This window comes from Massilia sp. DJPM01, from assembly GCF_030348125.1.
Taxonomy (GTDB): Bacteria; Pseudomonadota; Gammaproteobacteria; order Burkholderiales; family Burkholderiaceae_D; genus Telluria_A; species Telluria_A frigida.
The window spans coordinates 31,940-52,409 of sequence record NZ_JAQOZV010000026.1 but is presented as its reverse complement, the minus strand read 5'-3'; the positions used below and the strand labels follow the sequence as shown (position 1 = coordinate 52,409).

General features: G+C 63.3%; 19 protein-coding genes. 9 read left to right on the top strand and 10 right to left on the bottom strand.

From position 1 onward, the window contains the following. Positions 1–5 precede the first annotated feature (5 nt). Entirely contained in the window at positions 6–500 is a 495-nt protein-coding gene (locus PO883_RS35145) for a BrnA antitoxin family protein (RefSeq protein ID WP_373890080.1), read from the top strand. 14 nt (positions 501–514) lie between these two features. Here the strand turns inward: PO883_RS35145 and fmt are convergent, their stop codons facing one another. Beyond that, on the bottom strand, positions 515–1,471 hold the full coding sequence (fmt, locus tag PO883_RS17680) for a methionyl-tRNA formyltransferase (RefSeq protein WP_289310936.1): 957 nt from the start codon (positions 1,469–1,471) through the stop codon (positions 515–517). Between the two features lie 42 nt (positions 1,472–1,513). Between fmt and PO883_RS17675 the strand changes: the two genes are divergently transcribed. Further along, on the top strand, positions 1,514–1,660 hold the full coding sequence (locus PO883_RS17675; protein ID WP_289310935.1) for a hypothetical protein: 147 nt from the start codon (positions 1,514–1,516) through the stop codon (positions 1,658–1,660). Positions 1,661–1,818: 158 nt separating this feature from the next. On the opposite strand, the gene def is transcribed toward PO883_RS17675, so the two are convergent. Continuing rightward, positions 1,819–2,361, bottom strand: a complete 543-nt coding sequence (def, locus tag PO883_RS17670) for a peptide deformylase (RefSeq protein ID WP_289310934.1) — start codon at positions 2,359–2,361, stop codon at positions 1,819–1,821. A 282-nt stretch (positions 2,362–2,643) separates the two neighbouring features. On the opposite strand from def, the gene PO883_RS17665 reads away from it, so the two are divergent. The 6 genes from PO883_RS17665 (at position 2,644) to PO883_RS17640 (ending at position 10,082) form a co-directional block, all read left to right on the top strand. Further along, positions 2,644–3,747, top strand: a complete 1,104-nt coding sequence (locus tag PO883_RS17665; protein ID WP_289310933.1) for a LysM peptidoglycan-binding domain-containing protein — start codon at positions 2,644–2,646, stop codon at positions 3,745–3,747. 7 nt (positions 3,748–3,754) lie between these two features. Then, positions 3,755–4,885 (top strand): DNA-processing protein DprA, encoded by a 1,131-nt coding sequence (gene dprA / locus PO883_RS17660; RefSeq protein WP_289310932.1) that lies wholly within the window; start codon positions 3,755–3,757, stop codon positions 4,883–4,885. A 66-nt stretch (positions 4,886–4,951) separates the two neighbouring features. Beyond that, positions 4,952–5,416: a DUF494 family protein gene (locus PO883_RS17655; protein ID WP_099874256.1), complete on the top strand. Its 465-nt coding sequence runs from the start codon at positions 4,952–4,954 to the stop codon at positions 5,414–5,416. A 258-nt stretch (positions 5,417–5,674) separates the two neighbouring features. Next, positions 5,675–8,347 carry a DNA topoisomerase III gene (locus tag PO883_RS17650; RefSeq protein ID WP_289310931.1) on the top strand — a complete coding sequence of 891 codons (2,673 nt, stop codon included), beginning with the start codon at positions 5,675–5,677 and terminating at the stop codon, positions 8,345–8,347. Positions 8,348–8,482: 135 nt separating this feature from the next. Continuing rightward, positions 8,483–9,118 (top strand): GNAT family N-acetyltransferase, encoded by a 636-nt coding sequence (locus PO883_RS17645; protein WP_289310930.1) that lies wholly within the window; start codon positions 8,483–8,485, stop codon positions 9,116–9,118. A gap of 550 nt (positions 9,119–9,668) precedes the next feature. Further along, positions 9,669–10,082, top strand: coding sequence for a BLUF domain-containing protein (locus PO883_RS17640; protein ID WP_289310929.1), 414 nt, complete (start codon positions 9,669–9,671; stop codon positions 10,080–10,082). 382 nt (positions 10,083–10,464) lie between these two features. On the opposite strand, the gene coaD is transcribed toward PO883_RS17640, so the two are convergent. Both coaD and coaE read right to left on the bottom strand, forming a co-directional pair. Beyond that, positions 10,465–11,619, bottom strand: coding sequence for a pantetheine-phosphate adenylyltransferase (gene coaD / locus PO883_RS17635; protein WP_289310928.1), 1,155 nt, complete (start codon positions 11,617–11,619; stop codon positions 10,465–10,467). 3 nt (positions 11,620–11,622) lie between these two features. Continuing rightward, the gene (gene coaE, locus PO883_RS17630; protein ID WP_289310927.1) at positions 11,623–12,228 is read right to left on the bottom strand and encodes a dephospho-CoA kinase; all 606 of its coding nucleotides are present in this window, start codon (positions 12,226–12,228) and stop codon (positions 11,623–11,625) included. Positions 12,229–12,339: 111 nt separating this feature from the next. On the opposite strand from coaE, the gene PO883_RS17625 reads away from it, so the two are divergent. Next, complete coding sequence (locus PO883_RS17625; RefSeq protein ID WP_289310926.1) at positions 12,340–12,948, top strand: TetR/AcrR family transcriptional regulator; 609 nt, start codon at positions 12,340–12,342, stop codon at positions 12,946–12,948. On the opposite strand, the gene PO883_RS17620 is transcribed toward PO883_RS17625, so the two are convergent. From PO883_RS17620 to PO883_RS17595, 6 genes are read right to left on the bottom strand one after another with little or no spacing between them, the layout of a single operon-like run. Next, positions 12,945–13,439, bottom strand: coding sequence for a hypothetical protein (locus tag PO883_RS17620; protein ID WP_289310925.1), 495 nt, complete (start codon positions 13,437–13,439; stop codon positions 12,945–12,947). The two genes, PO883_RS17625 and PO883_RS17620, sit on opposite strands and share 4 nt — an antisense overlap. Further along, positions 13,436–14,128: a hypothetical protein gene (locus tag PO883_RS17615; protein WP_289310924.1), complete on the bottom strand. Its 693-nt coding sequence runs from the start codon at positions 14,126–14,128 to the stop codon at positions 13,436–13,438. The genes PO883_RS17620 and PO883_RS17615 overlap by 4 nt, the downstream gene beginning before the upstream one ends. Continuing rightward, positions 14,125–15,303 (bottom strand): hybrid sensor histidine kinase/response regulator, encoded by a 1,179-nt coding sequence (locus PO883_RS17610; protein WP_289310923.1) that lies wholly within the window; start codon positions 15,301–15,303, stop codon positions 14,125–14,127. The genes PO883_RS17615 and PO883_RS17610 overlap by 4 nt, the downstream gene beginning before the upstream one ends. Then, on the bottom strand, positions 15,300–15,902 hold the full coding sequence (locus PO883_RS17605) for a chemotaxis protein CheB (RefSeq protein ID WP_289310922.1): 603 nt from the start codon (positions 15,900–15,902) through the stop codon (positions 15,300–15,302). The genes PO883_RS17610 and PO883_RS17605 overlap by 4 nt, the downstream gene beginning before the upstream one ends. After that, positions 15,899–16,726 carry a protein-glutamate O-methyltransferase CheR gene (locus PO883_RS17600; protein WP_289310921.1) on the bottom strand — a complete coding sequence of 276 codons (828 nt, stop codon included), beginning with the start codon at positions 16,724–16,726 and terminating at the stop codon, positions 15,899–15,901. The genes PO883_RS17605 and PO883_RS17600 overlap by 4 nt, the downstream gene beginning before the upstream one ends. Further along, positions 16,726–20,184 carry a response regulator gene (locus PO883_RS17595; protein WP_289310920.1) on the bottom strand — a complete coding sequence of 1,153 codons (3,459 nt, stop codon included), beginning with the start codon at positions 20,182–20,184 and terminating at the stop codon, positions 16,726–16,728. The genes PO883_RS17600 and PO883_RS17595 overlap by 1 nt, the downstream gene beginning before the upstream one ends. Positions 20,185–20,470 lie beyond the last annotated feature (286 nt).

Sequence of the window (20,470 nt, the reverse complement as noted above, 5' to 3'; positions counted from 1 at the left end):
GCGGAATGGGCGGTAGTCATGGTTGTGCTTTCGTTGGGCGGGTCAGGAGCCGGCCGGGACCGGGTCTAAAATTATACGTCATCGTGCCCTTTTGGTTTTCCGGAGGCTTAATGGTCAGTTTGCTTTGTATCGTTTTGTATTTAAACAGGTGCCTGAAACAAGTTGATACAAAATGTAGCGTCTCTGCAATCTTTACGTTACATGGGCAAACGACAATCGCTCCGATGACGCCGCAGTGCGTCTTTACGGGGAATACAAAAATGAACGATGATTTTCAAACAACCAGCTGGTCCGAGCCAGTATCCACGCAGCAGGGTGACACCAGCACCGTGCAGCGCCCGCCAGTTGCCGCACCGCTCAAGCAGATCGTCACGATCCGCCTCGACGTCGACATGCTGAAATGGTTCAAGGCTGCGGGTCCGGGCTACCAGACCCGCATCAACCAGATCCTGCGTGAACATATGGAAGCGCAGCAGGCCGAGCGCGACGCGGCTCAGTAAGCTGGCGGCAGGGCTCAGTCGAGGCTGAGCCCTTCCAGAGGGAAGCCCTTGAGAAACTCGGCCGCAGGCAGACGCTTGCCGCCGGGTTTTTGCAGTTCCGTCAGGCGCAGGGTGCCTTGTTTGCAGGCGATGACGATACCGTGCTGGGCATCGGCGGCCAGCACCTGGCCGGGGGCGGCGTCGCTGCCGGCTTGCAGCGCCTCGGCGCCCCAGATCTTGATGACCACGCCGTTGACCTCGGCGTGGGCGCCGGGGAAGGGGTTGAAGGCGCGGATCTTGCGGCCCAGTTCGGCCGAGGAGAGGGAAAAGTCGAGCGCCGCTTCTTCCTTGCTGATCTTGGCCGCGTAGGTCACGCCCGCCTCGGGCTGGGGCACCGGGTGCAGGGTCCCGGCCGCGCGCGCGCGCAGGGCGTCGACGATCATGCGCGCGCCCAGGGCGGCCAGGGTGTCGTGCAGGGTTCCGGTGGTGTCGGTGGGGGCGATCGGCACCCGTTCCATCATCAGCATGGGGCCGGTGTCGAGGCCTTCTTCCATTTCCATGATGGTCACGCCGGTCTCCAGGTCGCCCGTTTCGATGGCGCGGTGGATCGGCGCGGCGCCGCGCCAGCGTGGCAGCAGGGAGCCGTGGATGTTGATGCAGGGCTTGATGTCGAGGGTGCTGCGCGGCAGGATCAGGCCGTAGGCGGCGACCACCATCACGTCGTAGTCGGTGGCCAGCAGGCGCGCGTGGGCGGCGGCGGCCTGGGCGGCGCGTTCGGGGTCCTTGCTGTCGAGGCGCAGGGAGAGCGGCTGCAGGACTTCGATGTCGTGGGCCAGGGCGAATTGCTTGACGGCGGAGGCGTGCAGCTGCATGCCGCGGCCGGCGGGACGGTCGGGCTGGGTCAGGACGAGTGGAATCTCGAAGCCGGCAGCATGGAGGGCCTGGAGGGCGACGGCGGCAAACTCCGGTGTGCCGGCAAAGATGATTTTCATGGGATTCCTGGGTTAAAACAGTTCAAAGTACAGGTGGACTGTATGTCGAGAGCAACACTAAAAATTGGCGGCGACGTTAAAACCGGCAGCAACGTTAAAACCGGCAGCAACGCTAAAATCGACAGCGACGTTAAAACCGGCAGCAACGCTAAAATCGACAGCGACGTTAAAACCCGGCAGCAACGCTAAAAACCGTCGTTCCCGCCTTCACGGGAACGACGGCTCTACGGCTCTACGGTTCTACGGTTCTACGGTCGTATGGTTCTACGGTTCCAACGGGCACGGGCGACGGCGGATGACTAACGGTCTGTCACCTGCGTACAAACCTACCTGCCGGCAGCCTGCGATCAGTGGCGGCGACCCGATGCCCGCAGCGCCGCTTCGCGTTCCATTCCGCGCTCTTCCTTGAGCATCTTCGCCTTGATCCGGTTGCGCTTGAGCGGCGACAGGTATTCCACGAACACCTTGCCCATCAAATGGTCCATTTCATGCTGGATGCACACGGCCATCAAGCCATCCGCGCTCAGCTCGAACGGCTTGCCCTCGGCATCGAGCGCGCTCACCTTGATCTGCGCAGGGCGCTCCACACCGTCGTAAATGCCCGGTACCGACAGGCAGCCTTCATCGTAGACTTGCTTCTCAGCACTTGCCCAAAAGATTTTCGGGTTGATGAACACGCGCAGATCGTCCTTGGTCTCGGACGTGTCGACGATGATCAGTTGTTCATGCACATCAACCTGGCTCGCAGCCAGGCCCACGCCGGGCGCGTCGTACATGGTCTCGGCCATGTCGGCCACCAGCCTGGTAAGGCGCTCGCCGAATTCGGTGACCGGCTTGGCCACCTTGTGAAGACGTGCGTCCGGGTAGCGGAGAATATTCAGTATTGCCATAGGTCTAGTAATTTCGATAACAATTCGGTGATAATTTCAAGTCCTCATACGCATAAGATTCTAAAACACAACAAAAACACAACAGACCCGCAACCGGGTTGAGTATGGTTTTTCTTGCTAGTTCAAGGATTTATGTGCAGAATTTGATCCAGTTCGGCAAGCCTTATCATCGATATCGTCGATAGGGTAGCGTTAAATCGCGCTGTCTCTTGCGCTGTGGCTGGCAAGGTGACGTGTCCAGCTAGCAATTCCGTGTTAATGCCGCACTTTACGGACATCTCAATGAAAAATTTTAGCACAGTCGGCGTCCGCGTAGCGGTTGTGGCGCTTTTTGCGGGACTGCTCGCAGCCCCGACCCAAGCGGCCACCTGCGAATTCCGGCCCAATGCCCCTGACCAGCATCTGGTGGTCAAGGGTGATACCTTGTGGGATATTTCCGGCAAGTTTCTGCAGCACCCATGGTGCTGGCCCCAGGTATGGGGACTGAACAAGGAAGAGATCCGCAATCCGCACTGGATTTATCCGGGGCAGGTGATCTACTTCGACCGCAAGAACAACCGCTTGTCGCTGACCCGTCCGGGTAGCGGCGATGGCTCCGGCAGCGCCAATGGCGTGCTGCGCCTGTCGCCGCAGGTGCGTACCGAAGGCTTGGGCAAGGATGCGATCCAGGCCATTCCGTCGGGCGTGATCGAACCGTTCCTGTCGCAGCCGCTGATCGTCGACGCCGACGAGCTGAAAGGCTCGCCGCGCATCGCGGCCGCCCAGGAAGGCCACGTTTATCTCGGCAAGGACGACAAGATCTACGTCCGCGGCAACCTCAAGGGTGGCAGCTCGTTCCAGGTGTTCCGTCCGGGCACCCCGCTCAAGGATCCGGAAACCGGCAAGCTGGTCGCCTATGAAGCGGTGTACCTGGGCACGGCCAAGCTGTTTGCCGAAGCCAAGCCGGGCGTCGACGCGCACACCTTCGTGGTGGCCACGTCCAAGCAGGAAATCGGCGTGGGCGACCTGCTGATTCCGGCGCCGCCTACCGTCATGCGCAACTACATGCCGCATCCGCCCGATCAAAAGGTCGACGCGCGCATCATGGGCGTGTATTCGGGCGTGACCCATGCCGGCCAGAACCAGGTGGTCAGCATTAACCGCGGTACGCTTGACGGGGTCGATGTCGGCACCGTGCTCCAACTGTACAATATCGGCAAAGTGGTGGCCGATCCGGGTGCGCCGAAACGCGGCATCCTGGGCACCAAGAAAACGATGATCAAGCTGCCGGACGAACAATCGGGCACGCTGTTCATTTTCCGCACGTTCAAGCGCGTGTCGTACGGCTTGATCATGCAGGTAACCGAGCCGGTTGAAATCGGCGACGTGGCCAGATCACCGGAGTAAAACCGCCGTGCAAGACACGGACCCCGCCAACCCCGCCAGCCAGGCCGCACGCCTGGCTGCCTGGGTACGCCTGGAGCAAACCCCGGGCGTGGGGTCCGCGACGGCGCACCACCTGCTGTCCCGCTTCGGCACCCCGCAGTCCATCTTTTCCGCTTCCCACCTTGCCTTGCGCGAGTTCGTCTCCGACAGCGTTGCGCGCGCCCTGTGCGGGTCCATGCCGGACGCCTGCGCCGCCTACCTCGATAGCGTGCACGACTGGCTGGCCCAGCCTGGTCACACTCTTCTCACTCCCGACCACGCCGCTTTTCCGCCGCTGCTGCGCCAACTGGCCATGCCGCCCCTGCTGCTGTATGCCGCCGGCAGGATTGCGCTGCTGTCGGCCCCGGCCGTGGCCGTGGTCGGCAGCCGCAATGCGACCGGGCAGGGCGTGGCCAATGCGCGCGCTTTCGCCGCTGCGCTCAGCGCCGCCGGCCTGACCGTCGTCTCCGGGCTGGCGCTGGGCATCGATGCCGCCGCGCACGACGGCGGCTTGCGCGGCCGCGGCTCGACCGTGGCCGTGACCGGCACCGGCGCCGACCGCATCTATCCGCGCCGCAACGAAGCCCTGGCCAGACGGATCGCCGAAGAGGGTTGCATGGTCAGTGAGTACCCACTCGGCACCGGCCCTTCGCCCGGCAACTTCCCGCGCCGCAACCGCCTGATCAGCGGCCTGTGCTGCGCCGTGCTGGTGGTCGAGGCAGCCGCTGGCTCGGGTTCGCTGATCACCGCCAAGCTTGCCGCCGATCAGGGGCGCGATGTGTTTGCCATTCCCGGATCGATCCATGCGCCGCTGTCCAAGGGCTGCCATAGCCTGATCCGCGACGGCGCCACCCTGGTCGATTGCGTCGACGACATCCTGATTCCCCTGCAGGTGGCGCCCCTGGCCAGCGTGGCCATGGCGGTGCCCGAATGCGGCGGCTGCGACGCCGGCCAGCTGGCGCTGCTCGACGCGCTGGCGTACGAACCGGTCGGCGCCGATGCGCTGGCCGTGCTGGCCGGAAGCGAGCCGGGTGTGCTGGCTGGCCAGCTGCTGGCGCTGGAACTTGCCGGCCATGTCGAACGATTGCCGGGGGGATTGTTCCAGCGTGTAAAGCGGTAAGAAAGCGCGCAAGAGGCGCGTGGGCGGGGCTTGTATGTTAGCGAACTTAACTGATAGAGTAGAGCCATGTTCGATATCCTGGTCTACCTTTACGAGACGTACTACCGCCCCGATGCCTGCCCCGAGCCGGCTGCGTTGGCGCGTAAACTATCCGCTGTCGGTTTCGACGATGTCGAAATTTCGGAAGCGCTCGTGTGGCTGACCGACCTGACTGAAATGGCGGGCGACGAAACCAATCTGTCGTTCACTTCCAGCGGTACCCGTTTTTACGTGCAGCAAGAATACGATGCCCTCGGCAGCGCCGCGGTCGGCTTCATCCAGTTCCTCGAAAGCGCGAGCGTGCTCAGCCCTGTGCAGCGCGAAATCGTGATCGAGCGCGCGCTGGCGCTGGAAGAGTCGCCGGTGGGCCTGGGCAAGCTGAAGATCATCGTGCTGATGCTGCTGTGGAGCCAGGGCAAGGAACCGGACGCGCTGATGTTCGACGACCTGTTCGGCTCCGACGACGAGCAAGCTCCCCGCCTGCTGCATTGAGCCAGGCCCGCGCCGCCCGCGTGAGCCCGGCGGCGTCCCCGTTTTCCCTTCCACGCAACGGTTTTGCCCCACTCGCGCCACGATTGTGGCCTTTGGCATGCAGTGGCTACTTGCGGATTTCCCGACAACCCGCTTATCATTGGCCGCTCTATCGGCTTGTTACAATTTCGATATCGGGTTGGCAAAACGCCGCCTGCTGCGGCCAAGCATGTATGATGCGCGAGCCCAACCACTTAATATAGTACGACGAGAAAACCTATGACCAAAACCCTCATCATCGCCGAGAAGCCCTCCGTCGCGAACGATATCGCCAAGACGCTGGGCGGCTTCACCAAGCACGATGAGTACTTCGAATCGGACGAATACGTCCTGTCGTCGGCCGTCGGCCACCTGCTGGAAATCGCGGTGCCGGAAGAGCACGACGTCAAGCGCGGCAAGTGGAGCTTTGCCCACCTGCCCATGATTCCCCCGTATTTCGCGCTCAACCCGATCGCCAAGACCGAGGCCCGCCTCAAGGTCTTGAACAAGCTGATCAAGCGCAAGGATGTCACCCAGCTCATCAACGCATGCGATGCCGGGCGCGAAGGCGAGCTGATTTTCCGCCTGATCGCGCAAAACGCCAAGGCCAAGCAGCCGATCAAGCGCCTGTGGCTGCAATCGATGACGCCGGGCGCGATCCGCGACGGCTTCACGCAACTGCGCAGCGACGAAGAAATGCTGCCGCTGGCCGACGCCGCGCGCTGCCGTTCGGAAGCGGACTGGCTGATCGGCATCAACGGCACCCGCGCCATGACTGCCTTCAATTCCAAGGAAGGCGGCTTCTACCTGACCACCGTGGGCCGCGTGCAAACGCCGACCCTGTCGATCGTGGTCGAGCGCGAAGACAAGATCAAGAAATTCGTTTCGCGCGATTACTGGGAAGTGCGCGCCGAGTTCGTGTGCGCCGCCGGCGTGTACGAAGGGCGCTGGCTCGACCAGGCCTTCAAGAAGGACGAGAACGACCCTGAGAAGCGTGCCGAGCGCCTGTGGAGCAAGGCGGCGGCCGACAGCATCGCCATGGCCTGCAAGGGCCGCCAGGGCAATGTGACGGAAGAGTCGAAGCCGACCACCTCGATGGCGCCGGCCCTGTTCGACCTGACCAGCCTGCAGCGCGAAGCCAACGGCCGTTTCGGCTTTTCGGCCAAGAACACGCTCGGCCTGGCCCAGGCGCTGTATGAAAAGCACAAGGTATTGACCTATCCGCGTACCGATTCGCGCCATCTGCCGGAAGACTACGTGAACACCGTCAAGGACACCATGGTGAGCCTGGCGGAAAACAATAACTACCACCAGTTCGCCAAGCAGATCACCGACAAGGGCTGGGTCAAGCCGAACAAGCGCATTTTCGATAACACCAAGATCTCGGATCACTTCGCGATCATCCCGACCACCCTGGCGCCGAAGAATCTGTCGGAGCCGGAACAGAAGCTGTACGACCTGGTGACGCGCCGCTTCATGGCCGTGTTCTTCCCGCCTGCGGAATTCCAGGTCACCACCCGCTTTACCGAAGTGTCCGGCCATCAGTTCAAGACTGAAGGCAAGGTCATGACCAATCCGGGCTGGCTGGCGATCTACGGCAAGGAAGCGTCGACCGACAGCGACAAGGATGACAACACCGGCGGCAACCTGGTGCCTGTGGCCAAGGGCGAAAAAGTGCAGACCGAAAAAGTCAGCCCGAACGCCCTGGTCACCAAGCCGCCCGCGCGCTATTCGGAAGCGACCTTGCTGTCGGCCATGGAAGGCGCCGGCAAGCTGATCGACGACGATGAATTGCGCGACGCCATGGCCGGCAAGGGCCTGGGCACGCCAGCGACGCGCGCGGCCATCATCGAAGGCTTGCTGGGCGAGCGCTACCTGCTGCGCGAAGGACGCGAGCTGATTCCGACCGCCAAGGCATCGCAACTGATGACTTTGCTGCGCGGCCTCGGCGTGAACGAACTGACCGCGCCGGAACTGACGGGCGAATGGGAATACAAGCTGTCGCAAATGGAAAAGGGCAAGATTTCGCGCGAAGAGTTCATGCGTGAAATTGCCCAGATGACGCAAATCATCGTCAAGCGCGCCAAGGAATACAACAACGACACGATTCCGGGCGATTACGCGACCTTGCACACGCCGTGTCCGAACTGCGGCGGCGTGGTCAAGGAAAACTACCGTCGTTTCGCCTGCACCAAATGCGAATTCAACATGAGCAAGACGCCTGGCAGCCGCCAGTTCGAGATTGCCGAAGTTGAAGAGTTGCTGGAAAAACGCACGATTGGTCCGATGCAGGGATTCCGCTCGAAGATGGGGCGTCCGTTTGCCGCGATTCTGCGCATCGTGCGCGATGAAGAGATCAAGAATTGCAAGCTGGAGTTCGATTTCGGCCAGAACGATGAAGGCGGCGAAGATGGCGAAGGCGTCGACTTCACCGGCCAGAGCGCGCTCGGACCGTGCCCGAAATGCGCCGCCGGCGTGTTCGAAATGGGCCTGGCGTATGTGTGCGAGCACAGCGTGGCCAAACCGAAAACCTGCGACTTCCGCAGCGGACGCATCATCTTGCAGCAGGAAATTTTGCCTGAGCAAATGGTCAAGCTGCTCAACGACGGCAAGACCGACCTGATGCCGGGCTTTGTGTCGCAGCGTACGCGTCGTCCGTTCAAGGCTTTCCTGGTCAAGGGCAAGGATGGCAAGATCAGCTTCGAGTTCGAGGAGCGCAAGGCCAAGGCGCCGGCCAAGGGCAAGGTTGCGGCGGTAGCCGATCCCGAGGGCGACGAGGCGGCACCGGCCACGGCGAAGAAAGCCGCACCGGCCAAAAAAGCGGCGGCCAAGAAGGCGCCTGCCAAGAAGGCTGCTGCCAAGAAACCGGCAGCGAAGAAAGCCGCTGTCAAGAAAGCTGTCGCGGAAGAATAATCCTCCGCACTGCTTGGTGCCAGGTCTGGCATCCAGGTACGGGCCCGTCTGTAGAAACCGCATTGCGGCTTTTATGGCCGGGCCCGTGTTCGTTTGTTAGGGCTTGCATTCATCACCGTGTTGGAGACGCAATTCATGAACGTTGATTTGAACCTTCTTGAACGCTGGCTGACTGGCTGGAGCCTGGCCCGCAGAGTGCCGCTTCCCAGACACCACGGGGGAGGATTGGCAGTGGACGTCGGTTGGCCCGAGCAGTGGCGCCGTCACGTCTTTGTGGACGCAGGTGAAGCGCTTCAAGAATGTGCATCCCGCATTCACGAGCCCTTCGTCTATCTGAAGGCACCGGTCGACCCCGATCATATGCGCCGCGCGCTTCCCGCCCGCTGGACGATCGAAACTCCCCACTATCTCATGTACCGGTCCACGCCGATATCCGCATCGGCCGCACCGCCAGCAGGCTACACGGCCAACATGGAAGAGGAAAATGGGGCATCCCTGATCCGCCTGCTTGACGCGGCAGGGCAGACGGCGGCAATCGGGCGCGTGGTGCTGAACAAAGGAACTGCCGTATTCGACCGCATCGAAACCGTCGAGTCCCATCGCAGAAAGGGCCTTGCCCGCGCACTGATGATCGCGCTCGACGCCCTGGCCGAACAAGCCGGAACCACAGAGCGCCTGCTGGTCGCGACCGAGGCCGGACGCGCGCTGTATCTCTCCCTGGGCTGGCGCGTGCTGGCGCCGTATTCCACGGCCGTGCTTGCGGCGCCATAGCTGTAGCAGCTGGCGTTTCAGATCGACCGTGCTCGCATTCGACGCCGATGTCGGTTCGAATTTACTGCAAACGAAGGCAGGTCCGTGCTCACCCAATCTACAAATGAGCTTGCAATCGACCGCGCCGACTCGCATTCCATGGCCGCCGGCCACGCTAACTGCAAATGACGGCCGGTATCGGTATCCCCCTTTTCGCCTGCGCGAGGGGGCTGCTGCCCCAAAGCGGACGCCGAAGGAGATTTGCAATCGCAGGGCGCGTGGCGTGGTCGACATTGTGTGGGATGACGGTGGAGCGCAGCCGATACCGCATGCAGCGTTGAGGGCTGCATGCAAAAAATGCCGTCAATGCCAGACCGCGCGTCTGCTTGACCCGGTCCGTCGAAAATTGGGCGATTGCGCAGAGTAAATTCAATCGACGCCGACTCCTGCGGTGGATGAGCGTAATATGGCTTACGCAAGCACTTGTTGAACAGAGGTCGTGCAGGGTCAAACTATTCATTCACTATCTGTCCGAACCGACCAATTTCCCGGCAACCAAAAGGATGATGAAATGTTGATTAATCAACTTGTATACATAAGTCAGGCAGTACGTAAGATGTCTCCGGAAGATCTTGCCGCGATCCAAGAAACGGCAAAGAAAAACAACGGACCACTCGACGTCACCGGCAGTTTGTTTTACAACGGCGGTTGGTTCTTGCAAGTATTGGAAGGTCCGGCATCGACGCTCGATAAGCTCTATAAAAAAATCGAACTTGATCCCCGGCACAAGAATTCCCGGATACTTTACAACGAGCCAGCAAACTTCCGTACGTTTCCGCGCTGGAGCATGAATATGACCAACTTGAACGACAGGCAAGCTGACAAATACGATGAACTTGTTGAAGTCCTCGAAGCGGCTCAAACAAACCGCAGGATCGGATCGACATCCCCGGCAGTGGCGTTACTGAAAATTTTCAAAGATTAAACGACGCGGGCCTGGTTGAGGATGTGGAACGACCGCTCGTGGCCGGCCGGACGTTCCGTGGAGACGATTGTAGCGTACAGGTGTACCTATGCGAGGCGTTGCCATTGAGGCGATTTTTGCGTATCACAAGGGTTGGTTCTGCATATTTGAGACATTATCACTGACAGATCTGGATCAAAACGGGGCAAATTCACTGCCCTTTGCTGTTTGTATTTAGTGCGAGCACACATCATGGAATGCGGGCCAGTGCTGTCGATTGCAAGCTCATTTGCAGATAGCTTGAGCACGTGCGTTGTGTCATTTGCGGCTGATGTGAGCCGGAAACGGCGCGGAGTGCGAGCACGCCCATTTTCAAACGGGTGCTGTCACACATAGCGTTCCATCATGGGCACTCGCCCGAGAACGACTGGCGCTCGCGCAGCGTTTCCAGTTCGCGTGCCAGGTTCTCGCGCGCGCGCTCGTTGTACAGGTCCGCGAAATACCCATTCGGATACAGCGTGCCCGCTCTTGCCTGCGCATGAAAATGCGCCAGGATGCGTTCGCGCCCGGCCAGGTAGTCGGTTTCCTCGACATGCTGGTACTCGGCCCGCACCGAGCGCGCGTAGCCGTCGTAGACATCCGCAGCCTGGCCCAGGATCGCCAGGTCCACGCCCTGCATCACATCCTGCAGCGCATGCCGCGCCGTCACCGGCGCCAGATGTTCGGTAGCGCGAATCAGGCTGGCCACCTCAATCGCCACCGCGCCGCTGTCGAGGCTTGAGGCAAGCCACAGCTGCGCGCTCTGTTCTTCGTTCGATCCCGTCCCCATGCCGCCGCCATACACCGCGTCGTGGAACCAGAAGGCTTTTTTGAGCGTCGCCATCTGCGCCGCGCTGGCGCCGGCATTGGCCGCCCACACGGTGATTTCGGTCAGCCCGTGCACCAGATGATCGAGGTTGTGATACGGGCGCGCGCCGGAGCCGTAGGCGCTCTCGCTGGTGAGCCGCGCGAACCAGGCCGCCGCGTTGGCGTCGTCGGCCTGCCACAGGCTGTCCCAGTCCTTGCGCAGCCAGTCCAGGATCCACGCGGCGTAGGCCGGCGCTGGCATGAACTGGCGCGTGGTCCAGTGCCAGCCGACCGGTCCCTGCAAGCCGCGCACGAAACTCGAACTGACCGAGCCCAGATCGCGCGGCGGCATCACGAACAGCGTTTTCGCACCGTGCAGCACGTCGACATTGGCTTGCTGGATCAGGTTCTCGTAATCGAAGTCGGAGGTGTTGCGGATGCCGCGGATCAGGAAGTCGATGCCCAGCCGCTTGGCCGCGCGCGCCGTGTAGTCTCCCCGTACGAGCACCACGCTGACATTGGTCCAGCCTTGCGCGGCCACGCTGCGTTCGACGATGTCCTTGCGCGAGGCGGCATGGAATTGCGGCTTCTTGAACGGGTTTTCTGAAATCAGCACAACGACTTCGTCGGCCAGTTCGCGCGCTTCGCCGATTACCCACAAATGGCCGTTGGTGATCGGGTCGAGCGTGCCGGAGAATGCGATTTTTTTCAAGGTTCAGCTCCACAAGTCGGTGTATCGATGATGCAGTTGCAAGGCCAGTGCACGCACCTCGTCGAGCGTGCCGTCGTTCTGCACCACGTCGTCGGCACGTGCCAGGTAATCGGCACGGGGCAGCTGCATGGCGATGATGCTGGCCACCTGCCCGCGCGTCCAGTCGGGATTGCGCAGGGCGATGCGCGCCGCCCGGTTGCGGTCGGACGTATCGACCACCAGCACCCGCGTCGCGGGTAGCGCCTGGTCCATCGCCAGCGCCGATTCCCACACCACGTAAGGCGACTGCTGCCTGCGCGTCCAGTCGTCGGCCAGCGCCAGCACGGCCGGGCGCAGGATGCGCTTCAATTCCTCGTTGGCGGCCGGGTTGAGCGCGAACACGCTGCGCAGGGTGCCGCGCGCCAGGCTGCCATCGGGCGCCATCGCTTGCGGAAAGGCGCGGCCGATTTGCACGGTGGCCGGATGCGCCGGATCCTGGTGCACGGTGCGCGCCAGCGCATCGGCGTCGAGGCAGGGCACGCCGAGCGCTTCAAAGGCCCGCGCGAAGGTCGACTTGCCGCTGCCGATCCCGCCGGTCAGCACCAATACCTTGGGAGGAGTGAAGCTCATCGTGTGGTCCGTTCAATTGTTTGGTTGAGCATCCAATATTGTCAGGTTAGCGAAAGACGCAAGGGAAAACAAGTATAATTTGGTCATTCAACCAATTTAAGTGATGCACGCATGTCGAGGAAGCCCAATTCGGAACAGCGCCGCGCGCAGATCGTGCAAGCCTTGCTGGACACGATGGCCGAGCATGGCTACGACAAGGCCACCATTGTGCTGATCGCCCGCCGCGCGGGACTGACTCCGGGCCTGCTGCACTACCATTTTCACAGCAAAGCCGATATCTTGCTGGCGCTGGTGAAGGCGCTCGCCGCAGCGGCGCAGCAGCGCTACCTTGCGTTCGCGCAGAACGCGGTCGATGCCGACCAGCGTTTGAATGCCTACATCGATGCGCGTCTTGGTTTGGGGGAGGGCGCCGATCCGGGCGCGGTCGCGGCCTGGGTGGTGATCGGTGCCGAAGCCGTGCGCCAGCCCGAGGTACGTGCAGCCTACCAGCACGCGATCGATACCGAGCTGGCGCTGCTGCGCGAACTGCTTGCGGCCAGCCTGGCCGCGCAGGGGAGAAGCACGGCCAACGTGCACGCGCTGGCCGCCGCCTTGCTGGCCATGATGGAGGGGACCTTCCAGCTGGCCAGCGCGGCCCAGGCCAGCATGCCGATCGGGTACGCGGCGCCGATGGCTGCGCAACTGGTGCGCCGCTTTATCGACGCCGAGCCGCCGGCCTAGCCGTCGGTGGCGCTCACGTGCCAGCCGCTTCCGGCCTCCGGCGGCAGCGCCGCCGTCTCGTCCCGGGCGATGCTGAACTGCGCCATGGCGCCGGGATGGCCGTGCGCCCACGCCATCCACTCGGCGCCGGTGATCAGCCAGGCCAGCGCGCCACCGTCGCGCTGGAGCCGCTGCGCGCGCACCGGGCCGGCGTCGATGCGCACCCACAGTTCGCGGTAGCTGCCGTCGATGCCGGTTTCTTCGACCTTGTCGGCGCCGTCAAAGCGCATCGTTCCCGCATCGATACCGGGGCCGAGCGCGGGGAAGGCAATCTCGGGATGCCATTCGCAGCGTGCACCTTCCACCACGGTGCTGCCGGCAAAGCCGCGCGAGTCGATGTGCCAGCGCGCCGACTGGAACCACAGCACCTGCGTCGTGGTGTCGCTGCTGCCGTCGCTGCGCCAGATGCCGTCGCGCCGCCACAGGCCGTGGTATTCGGGCGGTATGGTCATGCCAGGTCGGCCTTGTCGAAATAGATGGTGCCGAGGATGCGGGCGCCGCGCAACTGGCGCGCCAAGGCGGCGGCCGGTGTCTCTTCAAGCGCCTTTTTCGGTACCTCGACCGGCTCGTGGGGGGCATCTAGGCGCGTGCGGAACGCGACAATATGGTCGAAGTCCGGGCGGCTGTCGATCTGCTTGACCAGGAAGCGCGTGGCGCCGCCGCCCACTTGCAGGTAGCGCGCCGTGGTGCTGACCGCGAAGCGGGGCAGAAGGGGCCGGAACAGCAGCACCTTCTCGACCAGTATCGACGTCCCTTTGTGCTGGGTAGCGCCGCCACGCTCGAAGTGGCCTTGTACCAGGTCGGCCTTGAAGGCGCGCAGCGGGTCATCGCTGTCTGGCGCCAGCCGGTCCAGTTCAAAATTTTCCGGCGCAATGGTCCAAAGCGCCGTCTTGCCATCGAGGCGCCGCCGCAGCGCAGCATCAAGCGCCTTGTCGGCCAGCCGGATTTGCAAGATTACCTGGCGGTCGTGCGGCGCATGCAGCATCGGCAAATGCGAGGCATACAGGCCATCGGCGCCGCCAAACAAGACCATGCCGTGCTGGCCGTAGCTCGGTTCGAGGCGGGACGCACCGGCGCGGCCTAAGCAGGCCAGCAGCCCCACGGCGCCAGCGCCGCGCAGTAAAAGGCGGCGAGCGTTCATGCGTGCGATCCGCAGAGCGGCAGGGTAAGGCGGAAGGCCGCACCCTGGTTCGGCGCGCTGTCGACATCGAGCGTGCCGTCGTGCGACTCGGCCAGCTGGCGCGCGATGTACAGGCCCAGGCCGAGGCCTTCGCGCACGTCCTTGGTGCCGGCCCGCTCGAATGGGGCGAAGATGCGCAGCTGGTCTTCCGGGGCGATGCCCACGCCCTGGTCGCGCACCACGATGATGGCGTAGCCGTCGCGCGCGTCCAGGCTGATTTTCACAGGTTTGCTGCCGCCGTAGCGCAGCGCGTTGGTAAGCAGGTTGATGATGATCTGCTCGACCCGGAACTCGTCCCACACGCCCGCCACCGGCTCCGGCGCATGCAGCTCGACGGTGCATCCAGCCGCCTCGGTGCGCTGCGCCAGGTCGCTGACGATGCGCGCCAGCAGCGCCGACAGCTCGGTTTCGGCCGGGCGGATCGACAGCTTGCCGCTGCGGATGCGCGACACGTCGACCATGTCGTTAATCAGGCGGATCATGCTCTGGATCTGGCGCCCGTCGCGCGCCACCATCTTGCGCATGTTCTCTTCGTTGAAGACGGCCATGTTGCCCTTGTCGAGCTGCATGCCGCGCAGCTGGGTTTCCAGGAACAGGGTGTTGAGCGGCGTGCGCAGTTCGTGCGCCACCATCGACATGAAGTCGTCGCGCATCTTCACCGAGCGTTCCAGTTCGACCTGGGTGGCGCGCAGCTCGCGCCGGCTCTCTTCCAGTTCTGCCACCTGGCGCTTGACCTCATTGCGCTGCTGGCACAGGGCCACGAACACATTCACCTTGCTTTTCACGGCCGCGATGTCGAGCGGCTTGTAGAGGAAGTCGACGGCGCCCGTCTCGTAGCCCTTGAAGGCGTAATTGAGTTCGCGCCCGGCCGCGCTGACGAACACGATCGGCACGTTGCGCGTGCGCTCGGTGCCGCGCATCAGTTCCGCCAGTTCGATGCCGTCCATCCCGGGCATCATGACGTCCAGGATGGCCAGTGCGAAGTCGTGTTCGAGCAGCAGCGACAGCGCCGCCTCGCCCGAACTGGCCTGGTAGACGATGCGGTCATCCTGTTCGATGATCTTGCTCAGCGCGAGCAGGTTCTCGGGCAGGTCGTCGACGATCAGGAGCTTGATTTTTTGTTGGTCGCTCTTCATTGGATTTCCTTCATCGCGGCCATCAGCGCGCCGATGGCGGGCACGGACAGCACGGCGTCTGGTGCGCGCAGCCGGATCGCGGCCAGGGGCATGGTCGCAATCTCGGCGTCGAGCGGGTCCTGCACCACGGTCAGGCCGCCGCAGGCGGCGATGCGCGCCATGCCGGCGGCGCCATCGGCGCTGGCGCCGGTGAGCAGGATGCCGGCCAGGCGCTCACCGTAGGCGTCGGCGGCGGACTCCATCAACACATCGATGGCGGGGCGCGAAAAATGCACCGGGTCTTCCTGGCTCAGCGAAAAACTGAAGTCGCGTTCGATCGACAGGTGGTAGCCGGGCGGGGCGAAATAGACGCTGCCCGCCTCCAGCGGCATCTTGTCGTCGGCCTGGCGCACCGGCATCGCCAGGCGCTGCTGGAAGACTTCGGCCAGGCGGCTGTCGCGGTCGTCCGGCAGGTGCAGCACCACCGTCACCGAAAAGCCGAAGTGCCGTGGCAGCGCCGGCAAAAGGCGCAGCAGGGCGTCGATGCCGCCGGCCGAGGCGCCGATCACCACGGCGTCGATCCTGCGCCCGGCCAGCAGTGCGTCATGGACGGCGCTCATGGCGCCACCTTGCGAAACACGCGCTCGGCCTTGACCAGCGGTTCAAAGGCGTCGGCATGCGCCGAGAAATCGAGGCTTTCCTTGCTGCCCAGGCCCAGAAAGCCGCGGTAGCACAGGGATTCGTGGAACAGGCCAAGCGCGCGGTCCTGCAGCTTGCGGTTAAAGTAGATCATCACGTTGCGGCAGCTGATTAGATGGGTTTCGGAGAACACGCTATCGGTCGCCAGGCTATGGTCGGCGAAGATGACATTGTCCACCAGACTGCGGTCGAACAGGGCGCCGTCGTAGGCGGCCGTGTAGTAGTCGGAAAAGGCGGCGCGGCCGCCCGCCATCTGGTAGCTGGCGGTGTAGGCGCGCATGCGATCGAGCGCGAACACGCCCTTGCGCGCGCGGTCGAGCGAATGCGGGTTGATGTCGGTGGCGTAGATGATCGAGCGTTCCAGCAGCCCTTCTTCCTTGAGCAATATCGCCATCGAGTAGATTTCCTCGCCGGTGCTGCAGCCGGCGATCCAGATCTTCAGCGACGGGTAGGTGGAGAGGTGCGGCATCACGTGCTCGCGCAGCGCCTGGAAGTACGAGGGATCGCGGAACATCTCGCTGGTCGGAATCGTCAGGTACTGCAGCAGCTGCATGAAGGCGTCCGGGTCGTGCAGCACGCGCGATTGCAGTTCGGAGATGCTGGCGCAATCCATCTGGTGCAGCGCATGCAGTACGCGGCGCTTTTGCGAGGCTCCCGAGTAGTCGCGGAAGTCGTAGCTGTATTTCAGGTAGATCGCCTCCATCAGCAGGCGCAGCTCGATGCTGATGCTGTCCGGTGCATTCATCAGAGCCGCTCCATGCTCGGCAGCCAGACGCGCAGCAGGGAGTACAGGCGGTCAAGGTCGATCGGCTTGGCCAGGTAGTCCGAGGCGCCGGCTTTCATGCACTGTTCCTGGTCGTCCTTCATGGCCTTGGCCGTGATGGCGATCACCGGCAGCTTGGCGAAGCGCGGGTCGGCGCGCAGGCGGCGCGTCGCTTCCAGGCCATCCATCCCGGGCATCATCACGTCCATCAGCACCAGGTCCATGTCGGGGATCTGGTCGAGCCGTTCGAGCGCCTCGAAGCCGTTGCGGCCCACTTCGACCGTGATGCCTTTCTGTTCCAGCGCGCTGGTGAGCGAGAAGATGTTGCGCACGTCGTCGTCCACCAGCAGGATGCGGCGTCCGTCGAACACGCGGTCGCGGCTGCGCACGGTCTTGAGCATGCTCTGGCGCTCGGCCGACATCTGCGACTCGACCTTGTGCAAGAACAGGGTCACTTCGTCGAGCAGGCGCTCGGGCGAGCGCGCGCCCTTGATGATGATCGAGCGCGAATATTTCAGCAGCTCGGCTTCCTCGGTACGGGTCAGGTTGCGCCCGGTGTAGACGATCACCGGCGGGAACGAGACGATTTCCTCGGCCGCCATCTTGCGCAGCAGTTCGTGGCCCTGCATGTCGGGCAGTTTCAGGTCGATGATCATGCAATCGTAGACGCTGGCCTGCAGCAGCGCAAAGGCTTCGCCGCCGCTGGCCACCGCAGTGATCTCGACGTCGGCGTCGTCGATCAGCTGGACCACGCTCTGGCGCTGGCGCTCGTCGTCTTCGACCAGCAGCACGCGTTTGAGCTTCTGGGTGAATTTGCCTTCGAGCGTGCGGAATACCTGCTTGAGGCGGTCGCGCGTGGCCGGCTTGATCACGTAGCCGATCGCGCCCAGTTGCAGCGCGGCCTCGGCGCGGTCGTTGGCCGAGACGATGTGCACCGGGATGTGGCGCGCGCGCGGATTGTCCTTGAGCTTTTGCAGCACGTCCAGGCCCGAGCCGTCGGGCAGGCCAAGGTCGAGCAGGATGGCGTCGGGCAGGAAGTCGTTGGCGGCCTGCAGGCCGTCGGCGGCGCTGTGCGCGACCAGGCAGCGGTAGTGCATTTCGTGCGCCAGGTCGAACAGGATGCGCGCGAACGCGGCGTCATCTTCGATCACCAGCACGCTGCGGCCGGTCACCACGTCGTGGCCGCGGTCGTCGGCAAACACCGGCGCGCGCAGGACGGATGCTGGCGCCGGCGCTGGCGCCAGGGTGGCGCGCGGGGCTTCCGGTGCGGCGGCGACGGGCAGGCCCGGGGTGCCGCCCGGCAGCATGGCCGGCATCAGCAGGGTAAAGGTGCTGCCCTTGCCGGGCGCGCTGGCAATCGCGATCGAGCCGCCCAGCAGGGCCGCCAGGTCGCGCGAGATCGACAGGCCCAGGCCCGTGCCGCCGTAGCGCCGGCTGGTGGTGCCATCGGCCTGGCGGAACGCCTCGAAGATGATCGCGTGCTGGTCGGGCGCGATGCCGATGCCCGAGTCGCGCACGACGAAGGCCAGCATGCCGTCCGGGCCCGCTTCGATGGTCAGCGAGACCTGGCCGGCATCGGTGAACTTGATCGCGTTCGACAGCAGGTTCCTGAGAATCTGCTGCAGGCGCTGGCCGTCGCTATGCAGCGTGAGCGGAGCGCCCGCTTCCACGGCGCAGGTGAAGGTGAGCTGCTTCTGGCCGGCCAGCGGCCCGAAGGTGTGGCGCATGGTGTCGGCCAGTTCGGACAGGGCGATGTCTTCGGGCGACAGTTCGAGCTTGCCCGCTTCGACCTTGGAGATGTCGAGGATATCGTTGATCAGGTTGAGCAGGTCGTTGCCGGCCGCGTAGATGGTGTTGGCGAACTGGATCTGCTCCGGTTCGAGGTTGCCCCTGGCGTTCTCGGACAGCAGCTTGGACAGGATCAGGGAGCTGTTCAGGGGCGTGCGCAGTTCGTGCGACATATTGGCCAGGAACTCGGACTTGTATTTGCTGGCGCGCTGCAGGTCGAGCGCGCGCTCTTCCAGCTCGTGCTGGATCACGCCCAGGGCGCTGTTTTTTTCATCGAGCGCATTGGCCTGTTCGGCCAGGCGTTCGTTGGTCTGCTCCAGTTCCGCCTTCTGGTTTTCCAGGATGGTCTGCGATTCTTCCAGCACGCGCGATTGTTCTTCGAGTTCCTCGTTGGCGGTGCGCAGCTCTTCCTGCTGCACCTGGAGTTCTTCGTTGAGCTGCTGGGTCTCGGCCAGCGCATCGTGCAGGCGGCGGCGCGCCAGGGCCGCTTCGATGGCGCGGCCGATGTTCGGCGCGACCAGTTCCAGGAATTCCAGGTCGCGCTTGCGCGGCTCGTTCAGGAAGCCCAATTCGATCACGCCGTTGGCCACGCCGTCATTGTCGACCGGGATCAGGACCAGGTGGCGCGGGCTGCCGCTGCCGATGCCGGAGCTGACCTTCAGATAGTGGTCGGGCAGGTTGCCCAGCACGATCGGGCGTTTGGACAGCAGCGCCTGGCCGACCAGGGTGTCGGCGCCGTTGAAGCGCACTTCGCGCTCGGCTTCTTCGCGGCTCATGCCGTAGCCGGCGATGCGGCGCAGGCTGCCGTCTTCGTCGCGCGCGTACAGGGCGGCGACAGCCGCGCCGGTGTATTCGGCCATGAAGTCGAGCGCGGCGCGGCCGAGGCTGGAAAGACTGTTGTGGCCGATGCTGCGTTCGGCCAGCTGGGTCTGGCCGCTGCGCTGCCAGGCCTGGCGTTCCAGCGCTTCGCCGTGGGTGCGGTGCTGGTCGATGGCGTCGCCGAATATCCCCGACAGGTGCATCAGTTCGCGGCGGCCGAAATAGGCCAGCAGGCCCGACAGCAGCAGGCTGACCAGCAGGTACAGGCCGACGCCCCAGCGCGTGACGCTTTGGGCCGACTCGTTACGCTGTTGCAGCAGGCGCTGTTCGACCGCGAGAAACTCGTTGAAGGTGGTGCGGATTTCGTCGAAGGCGACCCTGCCGCGCCCGCTGCGTACCAGCGTGATGACATCATTATTGGCGCGCCGCAGCGCGATGGCGTTGTTGGCGTAAATGTTCCACTGCTCCTGCATCGCCATGATCTGGCGCAGGCGCTCGACCTGGGGTGGGTTGTCCGACACCAGCTTGGTCAGCGCTTCCATGGTCGCGGAGGTTTTGCCTTTCGAGAGCGTATAGGGGGCGAGAAAAGCCTCATCATTGCTCAGAAGATAGCCGCGCAGGCCGGATTCCTGGTCGACCGACAGCTTGGCCGCTTCGTTGGCATGGCCGATCACCTTTTCGCTGTGTTCCACCATGCTCAGCACCGACAGCAGGTAAGTGATGACGGCCACGAAAATGAGCGCACTGCCCACGCCGATTGCCAGCGGCAACGCGACGTTGCGGGCGAGGATGCGGCGAAAGCCGGTCTGGTCCATCGTTTTGGCGCTGGGCATGCTATCTTCCACGTAAAAGGTGGGAGTTTATACGAAAAGAAATATTTGACGCGCCAGATTCGGGGCGAACCTTGTACAAGTGTTAGGGGCCGCTGGTGGAAGAAGGAGATCAGCGCGGCTAAGGTATTTTGCCGAGGCAAACGCAATCTGACGCCGTCTCTTCCCACATGTCCTTTAGGTAATATCGGCCCTCCGAGCGAAATTACCTTTCGTATGCAGAAGAGGTTGCAAGAACACTGGGCTTGGCGGATATTGTGATCATGGCTTGATAATTTCGCGCGACGAG

Excerpts from the sequence above, each read along its gene's own strand:
- fmt (WP_289310936.1), bottom strand. The coding sequence starts at position 1,471 with ATGAAAATCATCTTTGCCGGCACACCGGAGTTTGCCGCCGTCGCCCTC.
- PO883_RS17655 (WP_099874256.1), top strand. The coding sequence starts at position 4,952 with ATGTTCGATATCCTGGTCTACCTTTACGAGACGTACTACCGCCCCGAT.
- PO883_RS17610 (WP_289310923.1), bottom strand. The coding sequence starts at position 15,303 with ATGAAGAGCGACCAACAAAAAATCAAGCTCCTGATCGTCGACGACCTG.
- PO883_RS17615 (WP_289310924.1), bottom strand. The coding sequence starts at position 14,128 with ATGAACGCTCGCCGCCTTTTACTGCGCGGCGCTGGCGCCGTGGGGCTG.
- PO883_RS17605 (WP_289310922.1), bottom strand. The coding sequence starts at position 15,902 with ATGAGCGCCGTCCATGACGCACTGCTGGCCGGGCGCAGGATCGACGCC.
- PO883_RS17620 (WP_289310925.1), bottom strand. The coding sequence starts at position 13,439 with ATGACCATACCGCCCGAATACCACGGCCTGTGGCGGCGCGACGGCATC.
- PO883_RS17645 (WP_289310930.1), top strand. The coding sequence starts at position 8,483 with ATGAACGTTGATTTGAACCTTCTTGAACGCTGGCTGACTGGCTGGAGC.
- coaE (WP_289310927.1), bottom strand. The coding sequence starts at position 12,228 with ATGAGCTTCACTCCTCCCAAGGTATTGGTGCTGACCGGCGGGATCGGC.
- PO883_RS17625 (WP_289310926.1), top strand. The coding sequence starts at position 12,340 with ATGTCGAGGAAGCCCAATTCGGAACAGCGCCGCGCGCAGATCGTGCAA.
- PO883_RS17600 (WP_289310921.1), bottom strand. The coding sequence starts at position 16,726 with ATGAATGCACCGGACAGCATCAGCATCGAGCTGCGCCTGCTGATGGAG.
- PO883_RS17675 (WP_289310935.1), top strand. The coding sequence starts at position 1,514 with ATGTCGAGAGCAACACTAAAAATTGGCGGCGACGTTAAAACCGGCAGC.
- PO883_RS17640 (WP_289310929.1), top strand. The coding sequence starts at position 9,669 with ATGTTGATTAATCAACTTGTATACATAAGTCAGGCAGTACGTAAGATG.
- PO883_RS17665 (WP_289310933.1), top strand. The coding sequence starts at position 2,644 with ATGAAAAATTTTAGCACAGTCGGCGTCCGCGTAGCGGTTGTGGCGCTT.
- PO883_RS17650 (WP_289310931.1), top strand. The coding sequence starts at position 5,675 with ATGACCAAAACCCTCATCATCGCCGAGAAGCCCTCCGTCGCGAACGAT.
- PO883_RS17595 (WP_289310920.1), bottom strand. The coding sequence starts at position 20,184 with ATGCCCAGCGCCAAAACGATGGACCAGACCGGCTTTCGCCGCATCCTC.
- PO883_RS35145 (WP_373890080.1), top strand. The coding sequence starts at position 6 with ATGGGCGGTAGTCATGGTTGTGCTTTCGTTGGGCGGGTCAGGAGCCGG.
- def (WP_289310934.1), bottom strand. The coding sequence starts at position 2,361 with ATGGCAATACTGAATATTCTCCGCTACCCGGACGCACGTCTTCACAAG.